Below are 17,285 nucleotides of genomic sequence, written 5' to 3'. Positions count from 1 at the left end.
GTCTCCACCCGCCGCGGCGCGGCGGGGCGTGCGTACCGGTGCCGCAGCGCGGCGCCTCCGTAGGTACCCGACCGGCGCCGCGCTCAACCGTGACTCACGGCCCGACGATGGATCAAAGAAAGAGCATGCACATCGCGTACGCCGCCGGCGCCGCCAGGGCGAAGCCACCGAGCGGCCCCTGCATGTGCCGGGCCACCCACATTGTGGGCAGTTCGCCGGCCATCATTCGACCCGCCTCCGCGTACCCCACGGCGAGGTCGGAGAGCACGGCGGTGACCGCCGCGACCAGGCCGAGCACCGCGGCCCTCGTCGGCGTGAAAGGTGCCACCAGGTAGCTCCCGAGCACCGCGCTGACAAGCGTGCCGACCATCGCGCCAGCCACCACGCCAGCGGCACCTCGGGGCACCTGCGGGGCCAGCCGGGGCCACGGCAACACCGCGTCGGTGAGCCGGGCGACTGTCAGCGCGACCCCGCTGGCGGTCAGGCAGACCATGATGGCCTGGGTGCCGGCCGGGATGCGGCTGAGCACGATCAGGGTGCCGAACGCCACCACGCCGACCACGATGAGCAGCGTGGCGCCGAGTGAATCGGTGACCCGGGCACGGTCGACCCGACGGACCAGTTGACCGAGCACGGCGGCGAGGAAACCGCCGACGGCCAGGTAACCCAGTGGTGCCAGCCCGGCGACGTCGGTCTGCACGGCGGCGACGTCGACGCCTGCGGCGACCACCGCGCTGACCCCGGCGACCAGCAGCACCGCCGGTGGGCGCATCGCCATCGTCCAGGCGAGGATGAAGAGCAACTGGACGCCGAAGACGACGAAGGCGAACGGCAGCCGGTTGCCCGGCCCGGAGGTCTGCGCACCGAGCACCAGACCGAGACCGAGCAGCGCGGCGAAGCCGGCGATGGTCAGCGCCAGCGGGCGGCGCACCTCGACCGGGGGTACGACCTCCTCCTCCGGCTCGTCGACCTCGTCCTCGGAGCGGCGGGCGGGCTCACCGGCGCGGCGAGCCCGGCGCGGCCCACCGCGCTCACGGCGTTCGCCATCGGTGCCGGCCGGGCCGGTGCGCGGCGCCGGCGGTTGGCCACGGGTCGGGGCGGCCGGACCCGAGCGGGGGCCGTCGGGCCACGATTCGCGATCGGCGTCGGACGAGGTGGAGGGAAACACGCCCCGATCGTGCCAGACCGACCGCCCGACACGGTGGTCCCGGGTTTCAGCAACGTTAAAAAGTGCGCCACGATCAGGGGCAAGCTAGACAAACAGGAAAGGGCCTGATGGTGCGGGCGAGGCGATCGGTTAGTCTCAGACGCGTTACCCGCCCGTCAGCGACGCCGGGACCACGCAATTTCTCAGCGCACTCCTCGATGAGTGTGTCTGGTCGCGCGCGGCGATGCGCCGCCGGGACGGAGGTGATCGTGGAGATCCTGCTGCTGGTGACCGCGCGAGCGGGGGAGCCGTCGGCTGTGCTGCCGGCACTCGACCTGCTGCCGCACTCGGTTCGCACCGCGCCGCGAGACGTCCGCACACTTGTCGCCGGGCCCAGCCCGGACGCGGTGCTTGTGGACGCCCGTTCGGAGCTGAGCGAGGCCCGGGCGACCTGCCGGATGCTGCACGCCACCGGGCTCGGTGTGCCGCTCGTCGCGGTGGTGACCGAGGCCGGCCTGATCGCGCTGAACGCCGACTGGGGCGTCGACGACGTCATCCTCGCCTCGGCCGGCCCCGCCGAGGTGGAGGCGCGGCTGCGCCTGGCGGTCGGGCGTCTGAGCAACGCGACCGCCGGTGCCGGCGGCTCGATCCGCGCCGGTGAGCTGACGATCGACCCGGACACGTACGCGGCGAAGCTCAAGGGCCGCCCGCTCGACCTCACCTACAAGGAGTTCGAGCTGCTGAAGTTCCTGGCCCAGCACCCGGGCCGGGTGTTCACCCGCGACCAGCTGCTGCGCGAGGTGTGGGGTTACGACTACTTCGGCGGCACCCGGACGGTGGACGTGCACGTCCGGCGGCTGCGCGCGAAGCTCGGCTCGGAGTACGAGTCGATGATCGGTACGGTCCGTCAGGTGGGTTACAAGTTCGTCGTGCCGCCGTCGCGGTCCCTGCCCGAGGCGGAGCACGCGCCACTGCCCGTCTGACCCTGACCCGGGATCGCCGAGGACGCGATCCCACCTCCGGACGATTTCCCATATGCCCCTTTTGCGCAGCTCGCCGGCTCTATTCTGACTGCCGGGTTTGTCGGAAAAGGGGGGCGACGGTGCGCGCAGGTACCACGGGGGCAACGGGCGGGCGCGCCCTGTCGACGAGGCGGAAGCCGTGATCCGGGTCAACTCGACCGCGCGCGCCGCGGCGATAGTGACGCTGGTTGTGGTCGCACTGCTCGGCTCGGCGTACGTGCTGGGCCGCAGTCTCGTCCCGGAGCAGCCCCGACGGCACGCCACCGGCGCCACCACGAACGGCGACGAGCCGCACTACACCGACCAGCTCCCTCCCGACGAGCCCAGCGGCACCCCGAGCGCCAGCCAGAGCACCGGCCCCACCGAGGCAGGTCAGGACGGCTCGGGGCGGGACGCCAGCGGCGATCGGCTGTTCGGCGCGCACACCGGCACCGGCAGCGACCGACTCGCGCTGACCTTCGACGACGGGCCGGACCCGCGCTACACCCCGCAGGTCCTCGCCGCTCTGCGCGAGTACGACGTCAAGGCCACGTTCTGCGTGGTGGGCGAGAACGCGCAGAACCACCCGGACCTGATCCAGGCGATCGTGGCCGACGGGCACACACTGTGCAACCACTCCTGGCACCACGACGTCTCGCTGGGCAACAAGTCGACCGACCAGATCCGCGCCGACCTGCTGCGCACCAACGCCGCGATCCGGGCCGCAGTGCCGGAGGCGCCCATTGTCTGGTACCGCCAGCCCGGCGGCGCCTGGACGTATCCGGTGGTGTCGGTGGCACGGCAGCTCGGCATGACCCCGCTGCACTGGTCGGTGGACCCTTCCGACTGGCAGGCACCTGGCGCCGGCAAGATCGCCGCGACGGTGTCCACCCAGGTGGGCCCAGGCTCGGTGGTGCTGCTGCACGACGCGGGCGGCGACCGGCAGGGCACCGTCGACGCGCTACGCCGGATCCTGCCGGAGCTGAGCACGCACTTCGAGTTGGAGGCGCTGCCCACCGACCCGACGTGAGCCAGGCATCCACGGCGGGCGCGGCTTTACCTGGCGACGGTCCGAGCGTCACGCACCCAACGGATACGGTGGCGGAATGAGCAGCGCGGAGCCGACCAGCGACCAGGTGACCCGGACCGACCGACTGGCTCCGGCGGAGATCGCTGACGTGCTGGCCCTGGCCGGCGCCGCTGGCGACACCGACGGCGCGGACCCGCTCGACGAGCACGTCCTGCTCCGGTTGCGTGACCCGGAGGCCAGCGCCGTACATCTGCTGGCCCGCGCCGACGACGGCACCCTCACCGGGTACGCGCACCTGGACACCACCGACCCGGTGGGCGGCATCGGCGTGGAACTCGTTGTGCACCCCGGCTACCGGCGGCGGGGCACCGGTCGGGCGCTGGCCCGGGGCGTGCTCGCGTCGGCCACCGGGCCGCTGCGGGCGTGGGCGCACGGCGACCACCCCTCGGCCGCGGCACTCGGCGTGGACCTCGGTTTCACCCGGGCGCGGGTGCTCCTGCAACTGCGCCGGCCGCTGACCACCCCGCAGGGCGAGCCGCGCCTGCCCGACGGGGTGGCGCTGCGCGCGTTCCGGCCGGGGGCGGACGACGCGGCGTGGCTGGCCCTCAACGCGCGCGCCTTCGCCGAGCATCCCGAGCAGGGCCGGTGGACCTCGGAGGACCTGCGCGTCCGCCTCGCCGAGCCGTGGTTCGACCCGGCCGGCTTCCTGCTCGCCGAGGAGACCGCGACCGGCCGGCTGCTCGGCTTCCACTGGACAAAGGTCCATGAGCGTCCGGGGTCGGCCCGCGTCGGCGAGGTGTACGTCCTCGGCGTGGAACCGACAGCGCACGGCGGCGGGCTCGGCCGCGCCCTGACCACTGCGGGGCTGGCGTACCTGCGGGACAAGCGGGGCCTGGACCGGGTGATGCTCTACGTGGACGAGTCGAACAGCGCAGCGGTCGCGCTGTACGAGCGGACGGGCTTCGCCCGCTGGTCCGCGCACATCAACTACCACCTCGGCTGAGCTGCAACGGGGCACTGAAGTGCCCTGGTTCACTTAACGGACAACTCACCCTCAGCGAGCGGTCATCTTCCAGGCCGTACGTGTTCACCTTGCGTTCACTTGTGACCGGCAAACCGGCTACCTGGCACTTCTAACTTTCGTGTCAGCCGGCCAGTGCCGGTCCTCGGGCCCCGGATTCGGGGTGCCAAGTCAGACGCGAAGGGAACCCCTCAGGTGAAGCTCCAGCGGTACGGCGCTATTGCCGGCCTCGCCCTCGCCGCGACGCTCGGCCTCAGCGCATGCGGCTCGGACAACAACGAGCCCGCTGCCGGTGCCGGCGCTTCGGGCTCGGCCGCCGCGATCGACTGCGCTACCGGAACGCTGAACGCCCAGGGCTCGTCGGCGCAGAAGAACGCCATGGCCGAGTGGATCAAGGCGTACCAGCAGAAGTGCCAGGGCACCACTGTCAACTACGAGCCGACCGGTTCCGGCGCCGGCATCCAGGCGTTCATCGCCGGGACCGCCGACTTCGCCGGCTCGGACTCCGCGTTGAAGCCGGAGGAGCAGCCGCAGGCCGACGCCAAGTGCGTCGACGGCAAGGCCATTCACCTGCCGATGGTGATCGGCCCGGTGGCCGTCGCCTACAACATCAGCGGCGTGGACAACCTCCAGCTCAAGCCGGCCACCTTGGCGAAGATCTTCGCCGGCAAGGTCACCAAGTGGGACGACCCGGCCATCAAGGCCGACAACCCGGACGCCAAGCTGCCGGCGACCACGATCCAGACCGTGCACCGCTCGGACGAGTCGGGCACCACCGACAACTTCACCAAGTTCCTCTCCAAGACCGCCGAGGCCGACTGGACGCTCGGCAACGCCAAGGCGTGGAAGGGCCCGGGCGGCACCGGCGCCAAGGGCTCGGACGGCGTGGCCAGCCGGGTCAAGGGCGCCGAGGGCTCCATCGGCTACATGGAGTGGTCGTTCGCCGAGAACGCCGGCCTCAAGATGTCCAAGATCGGCAACGGTAACGGTGAGTTCGCCGCGCTGACCGCCGAGACGGCAGGCAAGACCATCGCCGGTGCCGAGGTCGAGGGCCAGGGCGACGACCTCAAGCTGAAGATCGACTACAACACCAAGGAGGCCGGGGCCTACCCGATCGTCCTGGCGACGTACGAGATCGTCTGCAGCAAGGGCCTCGCGGCCGACAAGTTGCAGCTGGTCAAGGGGCTGCTGGGCTACGCCGCCAGCGCCGAGGGCCAGAACTCGCTTACCGACCTGGGCTACGCCCCGCTGCCGGAGACGGTTCGCACCAAGGTCGAGTCCGCGGTCAAGAACCTCTCCTGACCCGACCCCAACACCTCAGCAACCGAATCGAGCGAGCAGATGGGTGAAACCCCTCACCGCTCGGCCGACGCCGGCACCGGCGGGACGCAAGTGACCCAGAGTCACGAGTGGCCCGCCGGTGCCTCGGCGCACGTGGCCGAGGCACCAGTCAGCACCCGTTCCCCGGGCAGCGGGGGGCTGGGCGGCGGCGGCGCGTTGCCGCGCAGCCGTAAGTTCGGCGCCGAGCGGGCCTTCCGCGGTCTCACCCTGGCCGCCGGCACCACCGTTCTGGTCATCATCGCCGCCATCGCGATCTTCCTGGTCGCGAAGGCGGTGCCGGCCCTGCGCGCCAACACCGAGAACTTCTGGTCCTACGAGGGCTGGTCCCCCAACGACACCGAGCCGAAGTTCGGCATCGGTGCCCTCGCCTTCGGCACCGTCCTCAGCTCGGCACTCGCGCTGCTCGTGGCGGTTCCGGTGGCGCTGGGCATCGCGCTCTACCTCTCGCACTACGCTCCCCGCCGGCTGGGCACCGCACTCGGCTTCCTGATCGACCTGCTCGCCGCCGTACCCAGCGTGGTCTTCGGCCTCTGGGGGCGCGACGTCTTCAGCGGCCCGGTCCGGGACTTCTCGATCTGGCTCAACCAGCACTTCAGCTGGATCCCGCTCTTCGGCGGCGACGGCCCGTTCGGCGCCTCCGTCATGCTGGGCGCCCTGGTGCTCGCGATCATGGTGCTGCCGATCATCACCTCGCTGTCGCGTGAGGTGTTCCTCCAGACGCCGACGGCGAACGAGGAGGCCGCCCTTGCTCTGGGCGCCACCCGCTGGGAGATGCTCCGCACCGCGGTACTCCCCTACGGTCGCCCCGGCATCATCGCCGCCGTGATGCTCGGTCTGGGCCGGGCGCTAGGCGAGACCATCGCCCTGGCGCTGACCCTCGGCATCACCTTCGGCATCTCGTTCAACCTGATCCAGAACGGCGGTAACACCATCGCCGCCAACATCGCCAACGCGTTCGGCGAGGCGAACGAGACCGGCCGGGGCGCGCTGATCGCCTCCGGTCTGGTGCTGTTCACCATCACGCTGATCGTCAACATCACGGCGCGGGCGATCATCTACCGCCGCCGGGAGTTCACGGAGTCGGCCGCATGACCACAACCGCCACTTCCCACCGCACCCGTCCGCCGGCCCAGCCCGACTCGCTGCGGGCACGCCGGCTGCCCCGGTACGCCGCACCGGCAATCGCCGTCGCGGCCCTGGCGCTCTCCGCCGTGATCGTCTACGGCGCCGGCCTCGGCGGCCCGGTCCTCGTGATCGTCCTCGGCGCGATCCTCTACCTGGTGGGGCTCTTCGGCGCCGCCAACGCCGTCGAGGGACGCCGATCGGCCCGGAACCGCACCTGGAGCGCGCTGATCCACTCCGCGTTCGTGCTGGCGGTGCTGCCACTCGTGTCGGTGGTCTGGACGCTCGTCAGCAAGGGCGCCGAGCGGCTGGACGTCAACTTCTTCCAGACCTCGATGAACAACATCGGGGCGCGTGACGCGAACGGCGGCGCGTACCACGCGATCGTCGGGACGCTTGAGCAGGTCGGCATCGCCACCCTGATCACCGTGCCGCTCGGCATCCTCTGCGCCATCTACATCGTCGAGTACGGCCGGGGCAAGTTCGCCTTCGCGATCCGGTTCTTCGTGGACGTGATGACGGGCATCCCGTCGATCGTCTCCGGCCTCTTCGTGCTGGCGTTCTGGGTGCTGATCGTCTCGCCGTGGTTCAACGACGGCCGGCCGAGCTTCTCCGGTTTCGCCGCCGCGCTCGCGCTGAGCGTGCTGATGCTGCCCACCATCGTGAGGTCAACCGAGGAGATGCTCCGCCTCGTTCCCGCGCCGCTGCGCGAGGGCGCGTACGCGCTCGGCGTACCCAAGTGGAAGACCATCCTGAAGGTGGTCCTGCCGACCGCGCTGCCCGGCATCGTCACCGGCGTCATGCTCGCCATCGCCCGCGCGGCCGGCGAGACCGCGCCGGTGCTGCTGGTCGCCGGCGGCGGTGCCGCGATCAACGTCAACCCGTTCGAGAACAACCAGTCGTCGCTGTCCCTCTTCGTCTACCAGCAGGCAAGTGACGCGTCGCGGTACGCGCCGGCGCGGGCGTGGACCGCAGCGCTCACGCTTGTCGCCCTCGTACTCGTCCTGACGATCGCGGCGAAGCTGCTGGCCCGTCGCAACCGGCTCGGCCGATGAACCCCGGAGGTACCACCACAATGGCCAAGCGTGTCGAAGCCTCGAACGTCACCGCGTACTACGGCGGTTTCAAGGCGATCGAGAACATCAACCTGACCGTCGAGCCGAAGACGGTCACCGCCCTGATCGGCCCGTCCGGTTGCGGCAAGTCCACGTTCCTGCGGTCGATCAACCGGATGCACGAGGTGCTGCCGGGCGCCCGGGTCGAGGGCAGCCTGACCGTCGACGACCAGGACATCTACGACCGGGACGTGGACGTCACAGCTGTCCGGCGCATGATCGGGATGGTGTTCCAACGGCCGAACCCGTTCCCCACCATGAGCATCTTCGAGAACGTGGTGGCCGGGCTGAAGCTCAACGGCGTCCGGAAGAAGTCGATCCTGGAGGAGGCGGCCGAGAAGGCGCTGCGCTCGGCGAACCTGTGGGACGAGGTCAAGGACCGGCTGGGCAAGCCCGGCGCGGGCCTCTCCGGCGGTCAGCAGCAGCGACTGTGCATCGCGCGGACCATCGCGGTCGAGCCGCAGGTCGTCCTCATGGACGAGCCGTGCTCGGCCCTGGACCCGATCTCCACGCTGGCGATCGAGGACCTGATGTTCCAGCTCAAGGACAAGTTCACGATCATCATCGTGACCCACAACATGCAGCAGGCCGCTCGGGTGTCGGACCGGACCGCCTTCTTCTCGATCGAGAAGACCGGCGACCCGGGCCGCCTCATCGAGTACGACAACACGCAGAAGATCTTCAGCAACCCCGGCGTGAAGAAGACCGAGGACTACATCACCGGCCGCTTCGGCTGAGCTGACCCCGTCCGGTCGCCGGCGAGCGGCGTGTCAGCCGAGCACGAAGCGGGGTTCGCCGTCGGGCGGGAGGTCCAGGCGTGGGGTGATCGGCGTGGCGGCGTCCCGGTCGGCCGCCGCCCGCGCCACTCCGGCCAGGTCGCCGGCAGCCGCGACCTGCTCCAGCGTGACAAGGGTCGGCGGCAGCATCGTCAACTCGCCCGCCGCGTGGCGGGCCAGCGCGTCCGCCGGACGGATCCAGAGGGTGTGGTCGGCCTCGCCGGAGACGTCCCGGGTCCGCTGCCCCGCGGGCAGCAGGGCCACGAAGAAGTACGTGTCGAAGCGGCGCGGCTCGAACTCGGGTGTGATCCACCGGCTCCACGGCAGCAGCAGGTCCGATCGCAGCGTCAGCCGACGGTCGGCGAGCAGCGCCGCGAAGCCCAGCCGGCGCCCCTCCAGGTCCTGCCGGGCGGCCTCCCAGTCGTCGCCGCTGACGTCGCCCACCACTGTCGCCGGGTCCGGGCCGGCCAGCAGCACGCCGGCCTCCTCGAAGACCTCGCGGGCCGCTGCGCAGACGACCGCCTGGGCGGCGTCCGGGTCGACCCCCAGTCGCTGCGCCCATCCGGTCGGCGGCGGGCCCGCCCAGTCCAGGTGCGCCTCGGAGTCGGAGCGGTCGACCCCACCGCCGGGGAAGGCGTACACCCCGCCGAAGGTCATCGACGCGACCCGGCGGATGACGTACACCTCGAAGTCGGTGTCGGTCGGACGCAGCAGCAGCACTGTGGCCGCGACCCGCGGCACCGCCGGGGTGCCACCCTCGGCCTGGAACCGGCGGGCGTGCTCGACCAGGGCGGCCGGTGCGGCGAAGCCGTCGCTGTCGATCGTCATGGCGCGAGCCTAGTTGCCCGACGCGGCGACGCCGATCGACAGGTGTGCCGGCCGGGCACGCTCGACCGCCGACCAACCACCCGATCCCGCTGGATGCGCTGGCGGCGACCGGACATCGGGGCAGCGCACCGGCTCGGCTAGCGTTGCTGACATGACTCGTTGGGGCATCCTCGCCACCGGCCAAATCGCCAGCCGTTTCGCCGAAGACCTCCGGCTGGTGCCGGACGCCGAACTGGTCGCTGTCGGCTCCCGCAGCGTCGAGACCGCCAAGCTCTTCGCCGAGCGGTACGGCGCACAGCGCGCGCACGGTTCGTGGGTGGAGTTGGCCGCCGATCCGGACGTCGACGTGATCTACGTGGCGACTCCGCACGCCGCGCATCACGAGGCAGCCCTGACCTGCCTGACCGCCGGCAAGCCGGTGCTGCTGGAGAAGCCGTTCACCCTCGATCTCGCCACCAGCACCGACGTGGTGGACACCGCCCGCGCCGCCGGGGTCTTCCTCATGGAGGCCATGTGGATGCGGGTGAATCCGCTGATCCTGCGGGCGGTACAGCTCATCGGGGACGGGGCGATCGGCACGGTGCGCAACGTCCGCGCCGACTTCGGGGTGGCCGGGCCGTTCCCGCCGGAGCACCGCATGCGCAACGCGGCGCTGGGCGGAGGTGCGCTGCTCGACCTGGGGATCTACCCGATCAGCTTGGCCCACCTGCTGCTCGGCGTGCCGCAGCACGTCCGTTCGTGGGCGAAGCTCGGCCCGGAGGGCACGGACGAGAACACCGGCATCCTGTTCGGCTACGACAGTGGGGCGCTTGCCACCCTGAGCTGCGGCATGGTCGGCGCGAGTGAGCTGACCGCCTCGATCACCGGCAGCACCGGCCGCATCGACCTGCCGGAGCCCTTCTTCCGGCCGGGTTCGTTGACCCTGCACCGGGACGGCGTCGAGCCGGAGACGATCACCACCGAGATCGTCGGCAACGGCTACCAGCACGAGGCGATCGAGGTGCAGCGCTGCCTGGCCGCCGGGCTGACCGAGAGCCCGCTGGTGCCGCACACCACCACCCTCGAGGTGATGGCCCTGCTGGACGCGATCCGCGAGCAGATCGGCGTGCGCTACGAGTGAGTGAAAGGAAGGGCCCCTTCCTAACGCTATGCGTTAGGAAGGGGCCCTTCCTTTCACGAGCGGCGGGGATCAGCCGAAGATCGGCCGGACCAGCAGGTAGGCGACGCAGGCGATGAGCGCGGCCGCCGGGAACGTGATGATCCAGGCGAGCACGATGTTGCCGGCGACGTTCCAGCGGACCGCGGAGAGCCGCTTCGTCGCGCCCACACCCATGATCGCCGAGGTGATCGTGTGGGTCGTGGAGATCGGCGCCTTCAACACAAGCGCGTTGAAGTAGAGCACCGCGCTGGCCACCGTCTCGGCGGCGAAACCCTCCGGGGGGCCAAGGTCGATGATCTTGCGACCGAGCGTGCGGATGATCCGCCAACCACCGGCGTACGTCCCCAGTGCCAGCATCGTCGCCGAGGTCCAGAAGACCCAGCCGGGGATGTGCGTCTTGCTCTCCTGGAAACCGCCGGTGTAGAGCGCGAGCACCACGATGCCCATGGTCTTGGCGGCGTCCTGCATGCCGTGGCCGACCGACATGGCGGCGGCCGAAGCGGTCTGCGCCCAGCGGAAGCCCCGGTTGAGCTTGCCCGGCTGCCCCTTACGGAACAGCCAGAGGATGGCGAGCATCACCAGGTAACCGAGGGTCAGACCGACGATCGGCGACAGCACCATCGGCAGGATGACCTTCTCGCCGATTGTGACCCACTGGACGATGCCGCCGGTGGACAGCAGGGTCGCGCCGACCAGACCGCCGAAGAGCGCGTGCGAGGACGACGACGGCAGGCCGAAGTACCAGGTGATCAGGTTCCAGGCGATGGCACCGAGCACCCCGGCGAACACCACACCGAGACTGCTGACCCCGGTGGGCAGGGTCACCAGGCCGTCGCCGACGGTCTTCGCCACCCCGGCGCCGAAGTGGGCGCCGATGAAGTTACCCACCGCGGCGAGCCCGAGGGCGATCCGAGGTGTCAGCGCCCGGGTGGAGACGCTTGTCGCGATCGCGTTGGCAGCGTCGTGGAAGCCGTTGGTGTAGTCGAACACCAGGGCCACCGCGATCACCGCCAGCACGGCGATGAGTTCGGGCGTCAGAGTCACCGGCTCAGGACTCCTTGACCGCGATGGTCTCTACGGTGTTGGCCACGTGCTCGAAGGCGTCGCAGGCGGCCTCCAGTTCGTCGGCGACCTCCTTCATCTTGAGCACCGTCAGCGCGTCGTACTCGCCGGAGAAGAGCCGGACGAGCAGCTGCCGGTTGATCCGGTCGCCCTCGTTCTCCAGCCGGTTGCACTCGATCCAGTAGTCCTCGAGGTCCTTCATCGACTTCAGCCGGGGCATCGCGTCGGCGGTGAGCTTCGCCTGCTGGTCGAGGACGTTGACCATCTCGTGCAGCTCGCGGGGCAGCGCCGGCAGCTCGGTCAGCCCGTACAGGTAGAGCAGGTCGCCGACGGCCTCGAGGTGGTCCATCACGTCGTCGAGCAGCGAGCCGAGCCGGTAGATGTCCTCCCTGTCGAACGGCGTGATGAACGTCGAGTTGATCTTCTTGTAGAGATCGTGCGTGATCTGGTCGCTGTCGTGCTCGACCTCGGTCAGCCGCTCGCTGACCGACTGGACGTCGACACCTGGAAGGGCCAGTTCGTTAAGCAGCGCCGTGCCCCGGACCAGGTTCTGCGCAGCCCTGGTGAAGAGCTCGTAGAAGGCGCCCTCGGTGGGGCGGAAGGAAAACTTCACAGCACAGACCTCGTCGTGTCGGTGGAAGGTGGCGGCGTCCATCGGCGTCCGCCTGGTGAATGCTAGGAAACGCTCGAAGCGTGAATGCGTCGGCCCACCCCTGGTCAGACCTGATTCACCGCTCGTTCACCTGCTGTTCATCTGCGGTCCCGACCGCCCCGCTCCCCCGACACTCAATCGGTCGCGCTCGTGCGCCACGTCGAAATCGGCAGGCGGATACCCGAGATTCAGCGTGTCGAACGTCTCTCTCAGCAGGTGGGCCACCGCCCAGTCCCGGTACCACTTGCGGTCCGCCGGCACCACGAACCAGGGCGCGGCGTCCGTGCCGCACCGGCTCAGGGCCTCGGCGTACGCAGCCTGGTAGTCGTCCCACTGCGCCCGGGCATCGACGTCCGACGGGTTGTACTTCCAGTGCTTACGCGGGTCGGTGAGCCGCTCCAGCAGGCGCTCGCCCTGCTCGGCGTACGAGATGTGCAGCATCACCTTCACCAGGGTCACCCCGCCGTCGGCCAGCTCCCGCTCGAAGGAGTTGATTTCGTCGTAGCGGGCTCGCCAGGTGGCCTCCGGCACCAGCGAGCCGACCCGGGCGATCAGCACGTCCTCGTAGTGTGACCTGTTGAACATTCCGACGTACCCGGGCGGCGGCAGCGCCCGACGGATCCGCCACAGGAAGTCGTGCCGTAGCTCCTGCGGCGTCGGCGGACCGAACGACCGGATGTGCAGGCCCAGCGGGTTCATCGCGCCGGCCACCCGCTTGATCGTGCCGTCCTTGCCGCCGCAGTCCATCGCCTGGAGCACCAGCAGCACCCGGTGCGCCGGACGGTCCGAGGCGGCCGTGGCCATCGCGTACAGCATCTCCTGCTGCCTGCCCAACTCGCCGCCGACGAGTTCGACCTGGTCACGGGCCCAGGTCTTGGGGCGTTCCCCGGTCACCTCGGTCGGCGGCAGCCCGGGGGTGGACCGGGGGTCGATCGCCGCGAGGTCCACCGGCGCGGTGACCCGCAACAGCTTCCGCACGGATCCGCCGTCCGGCGCCACGATCTGCCCGTGCTGGGGTGCGCTCATCCTCGGATCATCGCCCACCCGCCGGTCGTCCGCCCGTCGAGGGCCGCCCCAACCGCCGGGACCGGCGGAGCCGTCAGCACACCCCGACCGGGCCCGCCCGGTCACCGGGCCGTCATCAGTGGCGGCGGGGCTGCCCGTTCGTCCGGTTGGCGGGAGGATGGGCTCCGGGACACGTACCGGTCGGGGAGGGTGGTGGGTCGTGCGGGACCTGGCGACGGAGTTCGAGGCCGAGCGACGCCGCCTGCTCGCGGTGGCCAACCGGATGCTGGGCAGCCGCAGCGAGGCCGAGGACGCGGTGCAGGAGACCTGGCTGCGCTACGCCGGGGCGCTCGCCGATCCGACGGCCCGTGCCGAGATCCGCGACCTCTCCGCCTGGCTGACGACCACCTGCGCCCGGATCTGCCTCGACGTCCTCCGCTCGGCGAGGGTCCGGCGCGAGGCGTACCCCGGGCAGTGGCTTCCGGAGCCGGTGGTGAGCCCGCTGGACGCCAAGCCGCCGACCGACGGGTACGCCCCCGACCCCGCCGAGCGGGCGGTCCGCACCGACCAGGTCGGCACCGCGATACGGGTGATGCTGGAGCGGCTCGCGCCCGAACAGCGGGTCGCACTCGTGCTGCATGACGTGTTCGCTGTGCCGTTCGCCGGGATCGCCGACGTGCTCGGCACCACCGAGGCGGCCGCCCGGCAGCTCGCCTCCAGGGCGCGGCGGGCGGTCACCGCACCGGACGCGCCACGGCACACCGCCGATCCGGCCGAGCAGCGGCGGGTGCTGGAAGCGTTCGTTGCCGCCACCGAGTCCGGCGAGCTGGATCAACTGCTGCGGGTGCTCGCCCCGGACGTGATCCTCCTCGGCGACTCGGGTGGGCACTTCCCGGCTGCCCGCCGGCCGGTGGTCGGCGCGGACGCTGTGGGTCGCTTCATCCTCGGCCTGTTCGGTCGGGCCGGCCGGTACGGGCAGCGGGTGACGTCCCGGCCGGTGCTTGTCGACGGTGTGCTCGGCCTTCAGATGGAGACGGTGCACAGCGACGGGCGACCGATCCGCCTTGTCGTCGCCTTCGCCGTGCACGAAGGCCGGATCACCGGCGTGTTCAACCAGCTCAACCCGGAGAAGCTTGGCGACGTGCCGCCGCTGGGCGACGACGACGGGTGGCCGCCACGCCTGTGAGCCGGCGCCGGCTCAGACCACAAGCGCCAGCCATTTCCGGTACGCGGTGGCGAACGGCTCGGTGCCGTCACCGAGCGCCCCGAACAGCCAGCGGGCGGCCGCCTCGGCCTCGACGACCAGGTCCTCCGGGTATCCGAAGCGCGCCCGATGCTCAGCGAACTCGTCCTCGTCGAGCAGTTCCACAACGCCGGTGGCGCGACGGCGGACGACATCCAGGTCCAGGTCGATGAGGTGGACCGTGTCGTCGGACTCCCAGCGGGCCGGGGTTGCTATGTCGCAGTAGACCTCGCTGGTGCGCGGCGGCGGGTTGAACATGCACGTCCACCAGGCGTGGTGCGGCACCAGCAGGACGAAGGGGATCTTCTCCACCGACGGCCGGCCGTGGTAGACGGACTCGGTGCCGAACGGGACGCCGAGCCAGATGCCCAGGTCGTCCTCAGCGAGGCGACGAGCCGGGTAGTCACGGTGCGCTCTGCCGTCGTACTTGCGGTAGATCACTCGGACCACGTCGCTCGGCATGATTCGCACCTTAACCGATACCGCCCACGCCTCGTAGTGCCGCCGTAACCGGACGGCTACCACCGAAACGACCTACCGGTCGGCTGCGCGCCACGCGGGCGGATGGGCGCAGCCGGTGTCGGGCGCGGCGGGTACCGTCGCACGGTGACTCCGCCCCGCACCGCCACCGGTTCCGCCACCCCGTCGGCCCGTGCCGGAAGCCGGCGGCGGGGTGCCCGGCCCAGCGGCACCGAGCTGCTGGCGGCGGCGGTCGGCGCGGTCCCCGGCGGCGCGGCGCGCCCCGGCCAGCAGCAGATGACCACCGCTATCGAGGAGTGTGTGACGAGCGGCGAGCACCTGCTCGTCCAGGCCGGCACGGGCACCGGCAAGTCGCTCGCCTATCTCGCGCCAGCGCTCACCGTGGACGGCCCGGTCGTGGTCTCCACGGCCACGCTGGCGTTGCAGTCCCAACTCGTCGACCACGACCTGCCCCGGCTGGCCGACGCGGTCGAGCCGCTGCTCGGCCGCCGGCCCACGTTCGCGGTGCTCAAGGGCCGGCACCACTACCTCTGCCTGGCCCGACTGGACAACTCCACCGAGGACGAGCCGGAGGACACCCTCTTCGACACCCCGCCCGCCCGGCCCGGCGGCGGAACGAAATGGCTGGGCGAGGCGAGTCGGCTGGGCAAGCAGATCGAGCGGTTGCGCGGCTGGGCCGAGCGGACCGCCACCGGCGACCGCGACGAGCTGGACCCGGGCGTCGACGATCAGGCCTGGCGGCTGGTGTCGATGCCGGCCCGCGAGTGTGTCGGGGCGACCCGCTGCCCGTTCGGGCAGGAGTGCTTCGCCGAGGCGTCCCGGGCGCGCGCCCGGGAGGCCGACATCGTTGTGACAAACCACAGCCTGCTCGCCGTCGACATGCTCGCCGAACGCCACATCGTGCCGCCGCACAAGCTGCTCATCGTCGACGAGGCGCACGAGCTGGCCGACCGGGTCTCGTCGGCCGCCCAGGCGGAGCTGGTCCCGGAGCTGATCGACAGGTCCACCCGCCGCGCCCGCCCGCTGCTGCGACCGGAGACCGCCGAGGCGCTCACCGCAGCCGGTGACGCGCTCGCCGTCGGGCTGGCCGAAGCACCGGCCGGGCGCCTCACCGCCGGGCTGCCGACGCCGCTACGGGAGGCGTGCACGCTGCTCGACGCGGCCACCCGCGCCGCCCTGGACGCCATCGGCGACGTCAAGTCCGACGACCCCGACCCGGTCCGCAAGCAGCAGGCCAAGGCCGCGTTGGACGACCTGTCGACGACCGCCCAGCGGCTGCTGGAGGAGGCCGACCACGACGTGGCCTGGGTGGAGAAGAACGACAGCGGCAGCCGCCGGGCCCTGGTGGTCGCGCCGCTGTCGGTGGCCGGCACGCTCGCCACCCACCTGTACGACGAGCGCACAGTGGTCGCCACGTCGGCCACACTGGCGCTCGGCGGCCGGTTCGACACCGTGGCTCGCGCCCTCGGCCTGGACGCGCCCCCGCCCGCACCGCCGACGCCGGCCGCCGCCGCGCTGGCCGCCCGCACCGCACCCGGCCGCCCCGCCGCCGAGGCGCCAGGCCGTCGCCTGGCCGGCGACACCAACCCGGGCGCGGTAGTGCCGGCCACCGAAGGTCCGGGCTGGCGGTCGCTGGACGTGGGGTCGCCCTTCGACTACGCCCGGCAGGGCATCCTGTACGTCGCTGCGCACCTGCCCCGCCCCAGCGTCTCCGGGCTGCCCGAGGCCGCCGGGGAGGAACTGCTCGGGCTCGTCGAGGCGCTCGGTGGACGTACCCTCGGGTTGTTCTCGTCGCGGCGGGCCGCGCAGCAGGCGGCGGAGCTGCTGCGCGCGCGCACCGACCTGCCGGTGCTGTTGCAGGGCGAGGAGGCGTTGCCGCTGCTGGTGCGTCGGTTCCGCGAGGAGCGCTCCAGCTGCCTGTTCGGGGTGATGTCGCTGTGGCAGGGGGTGGACGTGCCGGGCGACGCCTGCCAGTTGGTGGTCATCGACCGGCTGCCCTTCCCCCGGCCGGACGAGCCCCTGGCGGCGGCGCGTGCCGCAGCAGTCGACGCGGGCGGCGGTTCCGGCTTCGCCGCGGTAAGCGTGCCGATCGCGGCGGTCCGGCTGGCGCAGGGCGTGGGCCGGCTCATCCGGGCGACAGGCGACCGGGGGGTCGTCGCGGTGCTCGACTCCCGGCTGGAGACGGCCCGGGGCTACGGGCCGTTCCTGCGTCGTTCGCTGCCACCGTTCTGGTACACGACACGCCCCGAGGTCGCCCGCGGCGCCCTGGAACGCCTAGCCAGCTCCTGACGGCGCGCCCCGCC

General features: G+C 71.4%; 16 protein-coding genes. 10 read left to right on the top strand and 6 right to left on the bottom strand.

The features are described from left to right. Positions 1–112: 112 nt before the first annotated feature. Positions 113–1,168, bottom strand: coding sequence for a hypothetical protein (locus tag F4558_RS29085; RefSeq protein WP_053654290.1), 1,056 nt, complete (start codon positions 1,166–1,168; stop codon positions 113–115). 242 nt (positions 1,169–1,410) lie between these two features. Here F4558_RS29085 and F4558_RS29080 point away from each other — a divergent pair, with 242 nt between their 5' ends. From F4558_RS29080 to pstB, 7 genes are all read left to right on the top strand, one after another. Continuing rightward, on the top strand, positions 1,411–2,130 hold the full coding sequence (locus F4558_RS29080; protein ID WP_179781168.1) for a winged helix-turn-helix transcriptional regulator: 720 nt from the start codon (positions 1,411–1,413) through the stop codon (positions 2,128–2,130). Positions 2,131–2,308: 178 nt separating this feature from the next. Then, positions 2,309–3,178, top strand: coding sequence for a polysaccharide deacetylase family protein (locus tag F4558_RS29075; RefSeq protein ID WP_053654292.1), 870 nt, complete (start codon positions 2,309–2,311; stop codon positions 3,176–3,178). A 76-nt stretch (positions 3,179–3,254) separates the two neighbouring features. Next, positions 3,255–4,181, top strand: a complete 927-nt coding sequence (mshD, locus tag F4558_RS29070; protein WP_167946849.1) for a mycothiol synthase — start codon at positions 3,255–3,257, stop codon at positions 4,179–4,181. A 213-nt stretch (positions 4,182–4,394) separates the two neighbouring features. Then, complete coding sequence (gene pstS, locus F4558_RS29065; protein ID WP_053654296.1) at positions 4,395–5,501, top strand: phosphate ABC transporter substrate-binding protein PstS; 1,107 nt, start codon at positions 4,395–4,397, stop codon at positions 5,499–5,501. A 39-nt stretch (positions 5,502–5,540) separates the two neighbouring features. After that, complete coding sequence (gene pstC, locus F4558_RS29060) at positions 5,541–6,632, top strand: phosphate ABC transporter permease subunit PstC (protein WP_167946847.1); 1,092 nt, start codon at positions 5,541–5,543, stop codon at positions 6,630–6,632. Beyond that, positions 6,629–7,717 (top strand): phosphate ABC transporter permease PstA, encoded by a 1,089-nt coding sequence (gene pstA, locus F4558_RS29055; protein ID WP_167946845.1) that lies wholly within the window; start codon positions 6,629–6,631, stop codon positions 7,715–7,717. Before pstC ends, pstA begins: the two co-directional genes overlap by 4 nt. Positions 7,718–7,737: 20 nt before the next feature. Further along, positions 7,738–8,514, top strand: a complete 777-nt coding sequence (gene pstB / locus F4558_RS29050) for a phosphate ABC transporter ATP-binding protein PstB (RefSeq protein ID WP_053654301.1) — start codon at positions 7,738–7,740, stop codon at positions 8,512–8,514. 33 nt (positions 8,515–8,547) lie between these two features. Here the strand turns inward: pstB and F4558_RS29045 are convergent, their stop codons facing one another. Further along, the gene (locus F4558_RS29045) at positions 8,548–9,381 is read right to left on the bottom strand and encodes an NUDIX hydrolase (protein ID WP_167946843.1); all 834 of its coding nucleotides are present in this window, start codon (positions 9,379–9,381) and stop codon (positions 8,548–8,550) included. A 151-nt stretch (positions 9,382–9,532) separates the two neighbouring features. On the opposite strand from F4558_RS29045, the gene F4558_RS29040 reads away from it, so the two are divergent. Continuing rightward, positions 9,533–10,501 (top strand): Gfo/Idh/MocA family protein, encoded by a 969-nt coding sequence (locus F4558_RS29040; protein WP_167946841.1) that lies wholly within the window; start codon positions 9,533–9,535, stop codon positions 10,499–10,501. A 69-nt stretch (positions 10,502–10,570) separates the two neighbouring features. Here the strand turns inward: F4558_RS29040 and F4558_RS29035 are convergent, their stop codons facing one another. From F4558_RS29035 to F4558_RS29025, 3 genes are all read right to left on the bottom strand, one after another. After that, a complete protein-coding gene (locus F4558_RS29035; protein WP_053655018.1) occupies positions 10,571–11,578 on the bottom strand; it encodes an inorganic phosphate transporter in 1,008 nt (335 codons plus the stop codon). Positions 11,579–11,588: 10 nt separating this feature from the next. Beyond that, entirely contained in the window at positions 11,589–12,215 is a 627-nt protein-coding gene (locus F4558_RS29030; protein ID WP_053655020.1) for a DUF47 domain-containing protein, read from the bottom strand. Between the two features lie 126 nt (positions 12,216–12,341). Further along, positions 12,342–13,280: a PPK2 family polyphosphate kinase gene (locus F4558_RS29025; RefSeq protein WP_167946839.1), complete on the bottom strand. Its 939-nt coding sequence runs from the start codon at positions 13,278–13,280 to the stop codon at positions 12,342–12,344. A 199-nt stretch (positions 13,281–13,479) separates the two neighbouring features. Here F4558_RS29025 and sigJ point away from each other — a divergent pair, with 199 nt between their 5' ends. After that, the gene (gene sigJ / locus F4558_RS29020; RefSeq protein WP_053654310.1) at positions 13,480–14,445 is read left to right on the top strand and encodes an RNA polymerase sigma factor SigJ; all 966 of its coding nucleotides are present in this window, start codon (positions 13,480–13,482) and stop codon (positions 14,443–14,445) included. A 12-nt stretch (positions 14,446–14,457) separates the two neighbouring features. On the opposite strand, the gene F4558_RS29015 is transcribed toward sigJ, so the two are convergent. Continuing rightward, positions 14,458–14,964: a DUF402 domain-containing protein gene (locus tag F4558_RS29015; protein WP_167946837.1), complete on the bottom strand. Its 507-nt coding sequence runs from the start codon at positions 14,962–14,964 to the stop codon at positions 14,458–14,460. Between the two features lie 102 nt (positions 14,965–15,066). On the opposite strand from F4558_RS29015, the gene F4558_RS29010 reads away from it, so the two are divergent. Beyond that, positions 15,067–17,271, top strand: coding sequence for an ATP-dependent DNA helicase (locus tag F4558_RS29010; RefSeq protein WP_197281490.1), 2,205 nt, complete (start codon positions 15,067–15,069; stop codon positions 17,269–17,271). Positions 17,272–17,285 lie beyond the last annotated feature (14 nt).

Source organism: Micromonospora profundi, from assembly GCF_011927785.1.
GTDB classification, from domain to species: domain Bacteria; phylum Actinomycetota; class Actinomycetes; order Mycobacteriales; family Micromonosporaceae; genus Micromonospora; species Micromonospora profundi.
Note: the sequence above shows the minus strand (reverse complement) of the source record. Positions and strands in the feature narration are given on the sequence as shown.

Excerpts from the sequence above, each read along its gene's own strand:
- mshD (WP_167946849.1), top strand. The coding sequence starts at position 3,255 with ATGAGCAGCGCGGAGCCGACCAGCGACCAGGTGACCCGGACCGACCGA.
- pstC (WP_167946847.1), top strand. The coding sequence starts at position 5,541 with ATGGGTGAAACCCCTCACCGCTCGGCCGACGCCGGCACCGGCGGGACG.
- pstA (WP_167946845.1), top strand. The coding sequence starts at position 6,629 with ATGACCACAACCGCCACTTCCCACCGCACCCGTCCGCCGGCCCAGCCC.
- pstB (WP_053654301.1), top strand. The coding sequence starts at position 7,738 with ATGGCCAAGCGTGTCGAAGCCTCGAACGTCACCGCGTACTACGGCGGT.
- F4558_RS29045 (WP_167946843.1), bottom strand. The coding sequence starts at position 9,381 with ATGACGATCGACAGCGACGGCTTCGCCGCACCGGCCGCCCTGGTCGAG.
- F4558_RS29040 (WP_167946841.1), top strand. The coding sequence starts at position 9,533 with ATGACTCGTTGGGGCATCCTCGCCACCGGCCAAATCGCCAGCCGTTTC.
- F4558_RS29025 (WP_167946839.1), bottom strand. The coding sequence starts at position 13,280 with ATGAGCGCACCCCAGCACGGGCAGATCGTGGCGCCGGACGGCGGATCC.
- F4558_RS29015 (WP_167946837.1), bottom strand. The coding sequence starts at position 14,964 with ATGCCGAGCGACGTGGTCCGAGTGATCTACCGCAAGTACGACGGCAGA.
- F4558_RS29010 (WP_197281490.1), top strand. The coding sequence starts at position 15,067 with ATGGGCGCAGCCGGTGTCGGGCGCGGCGGGTACCGTCGCACGGTGACT.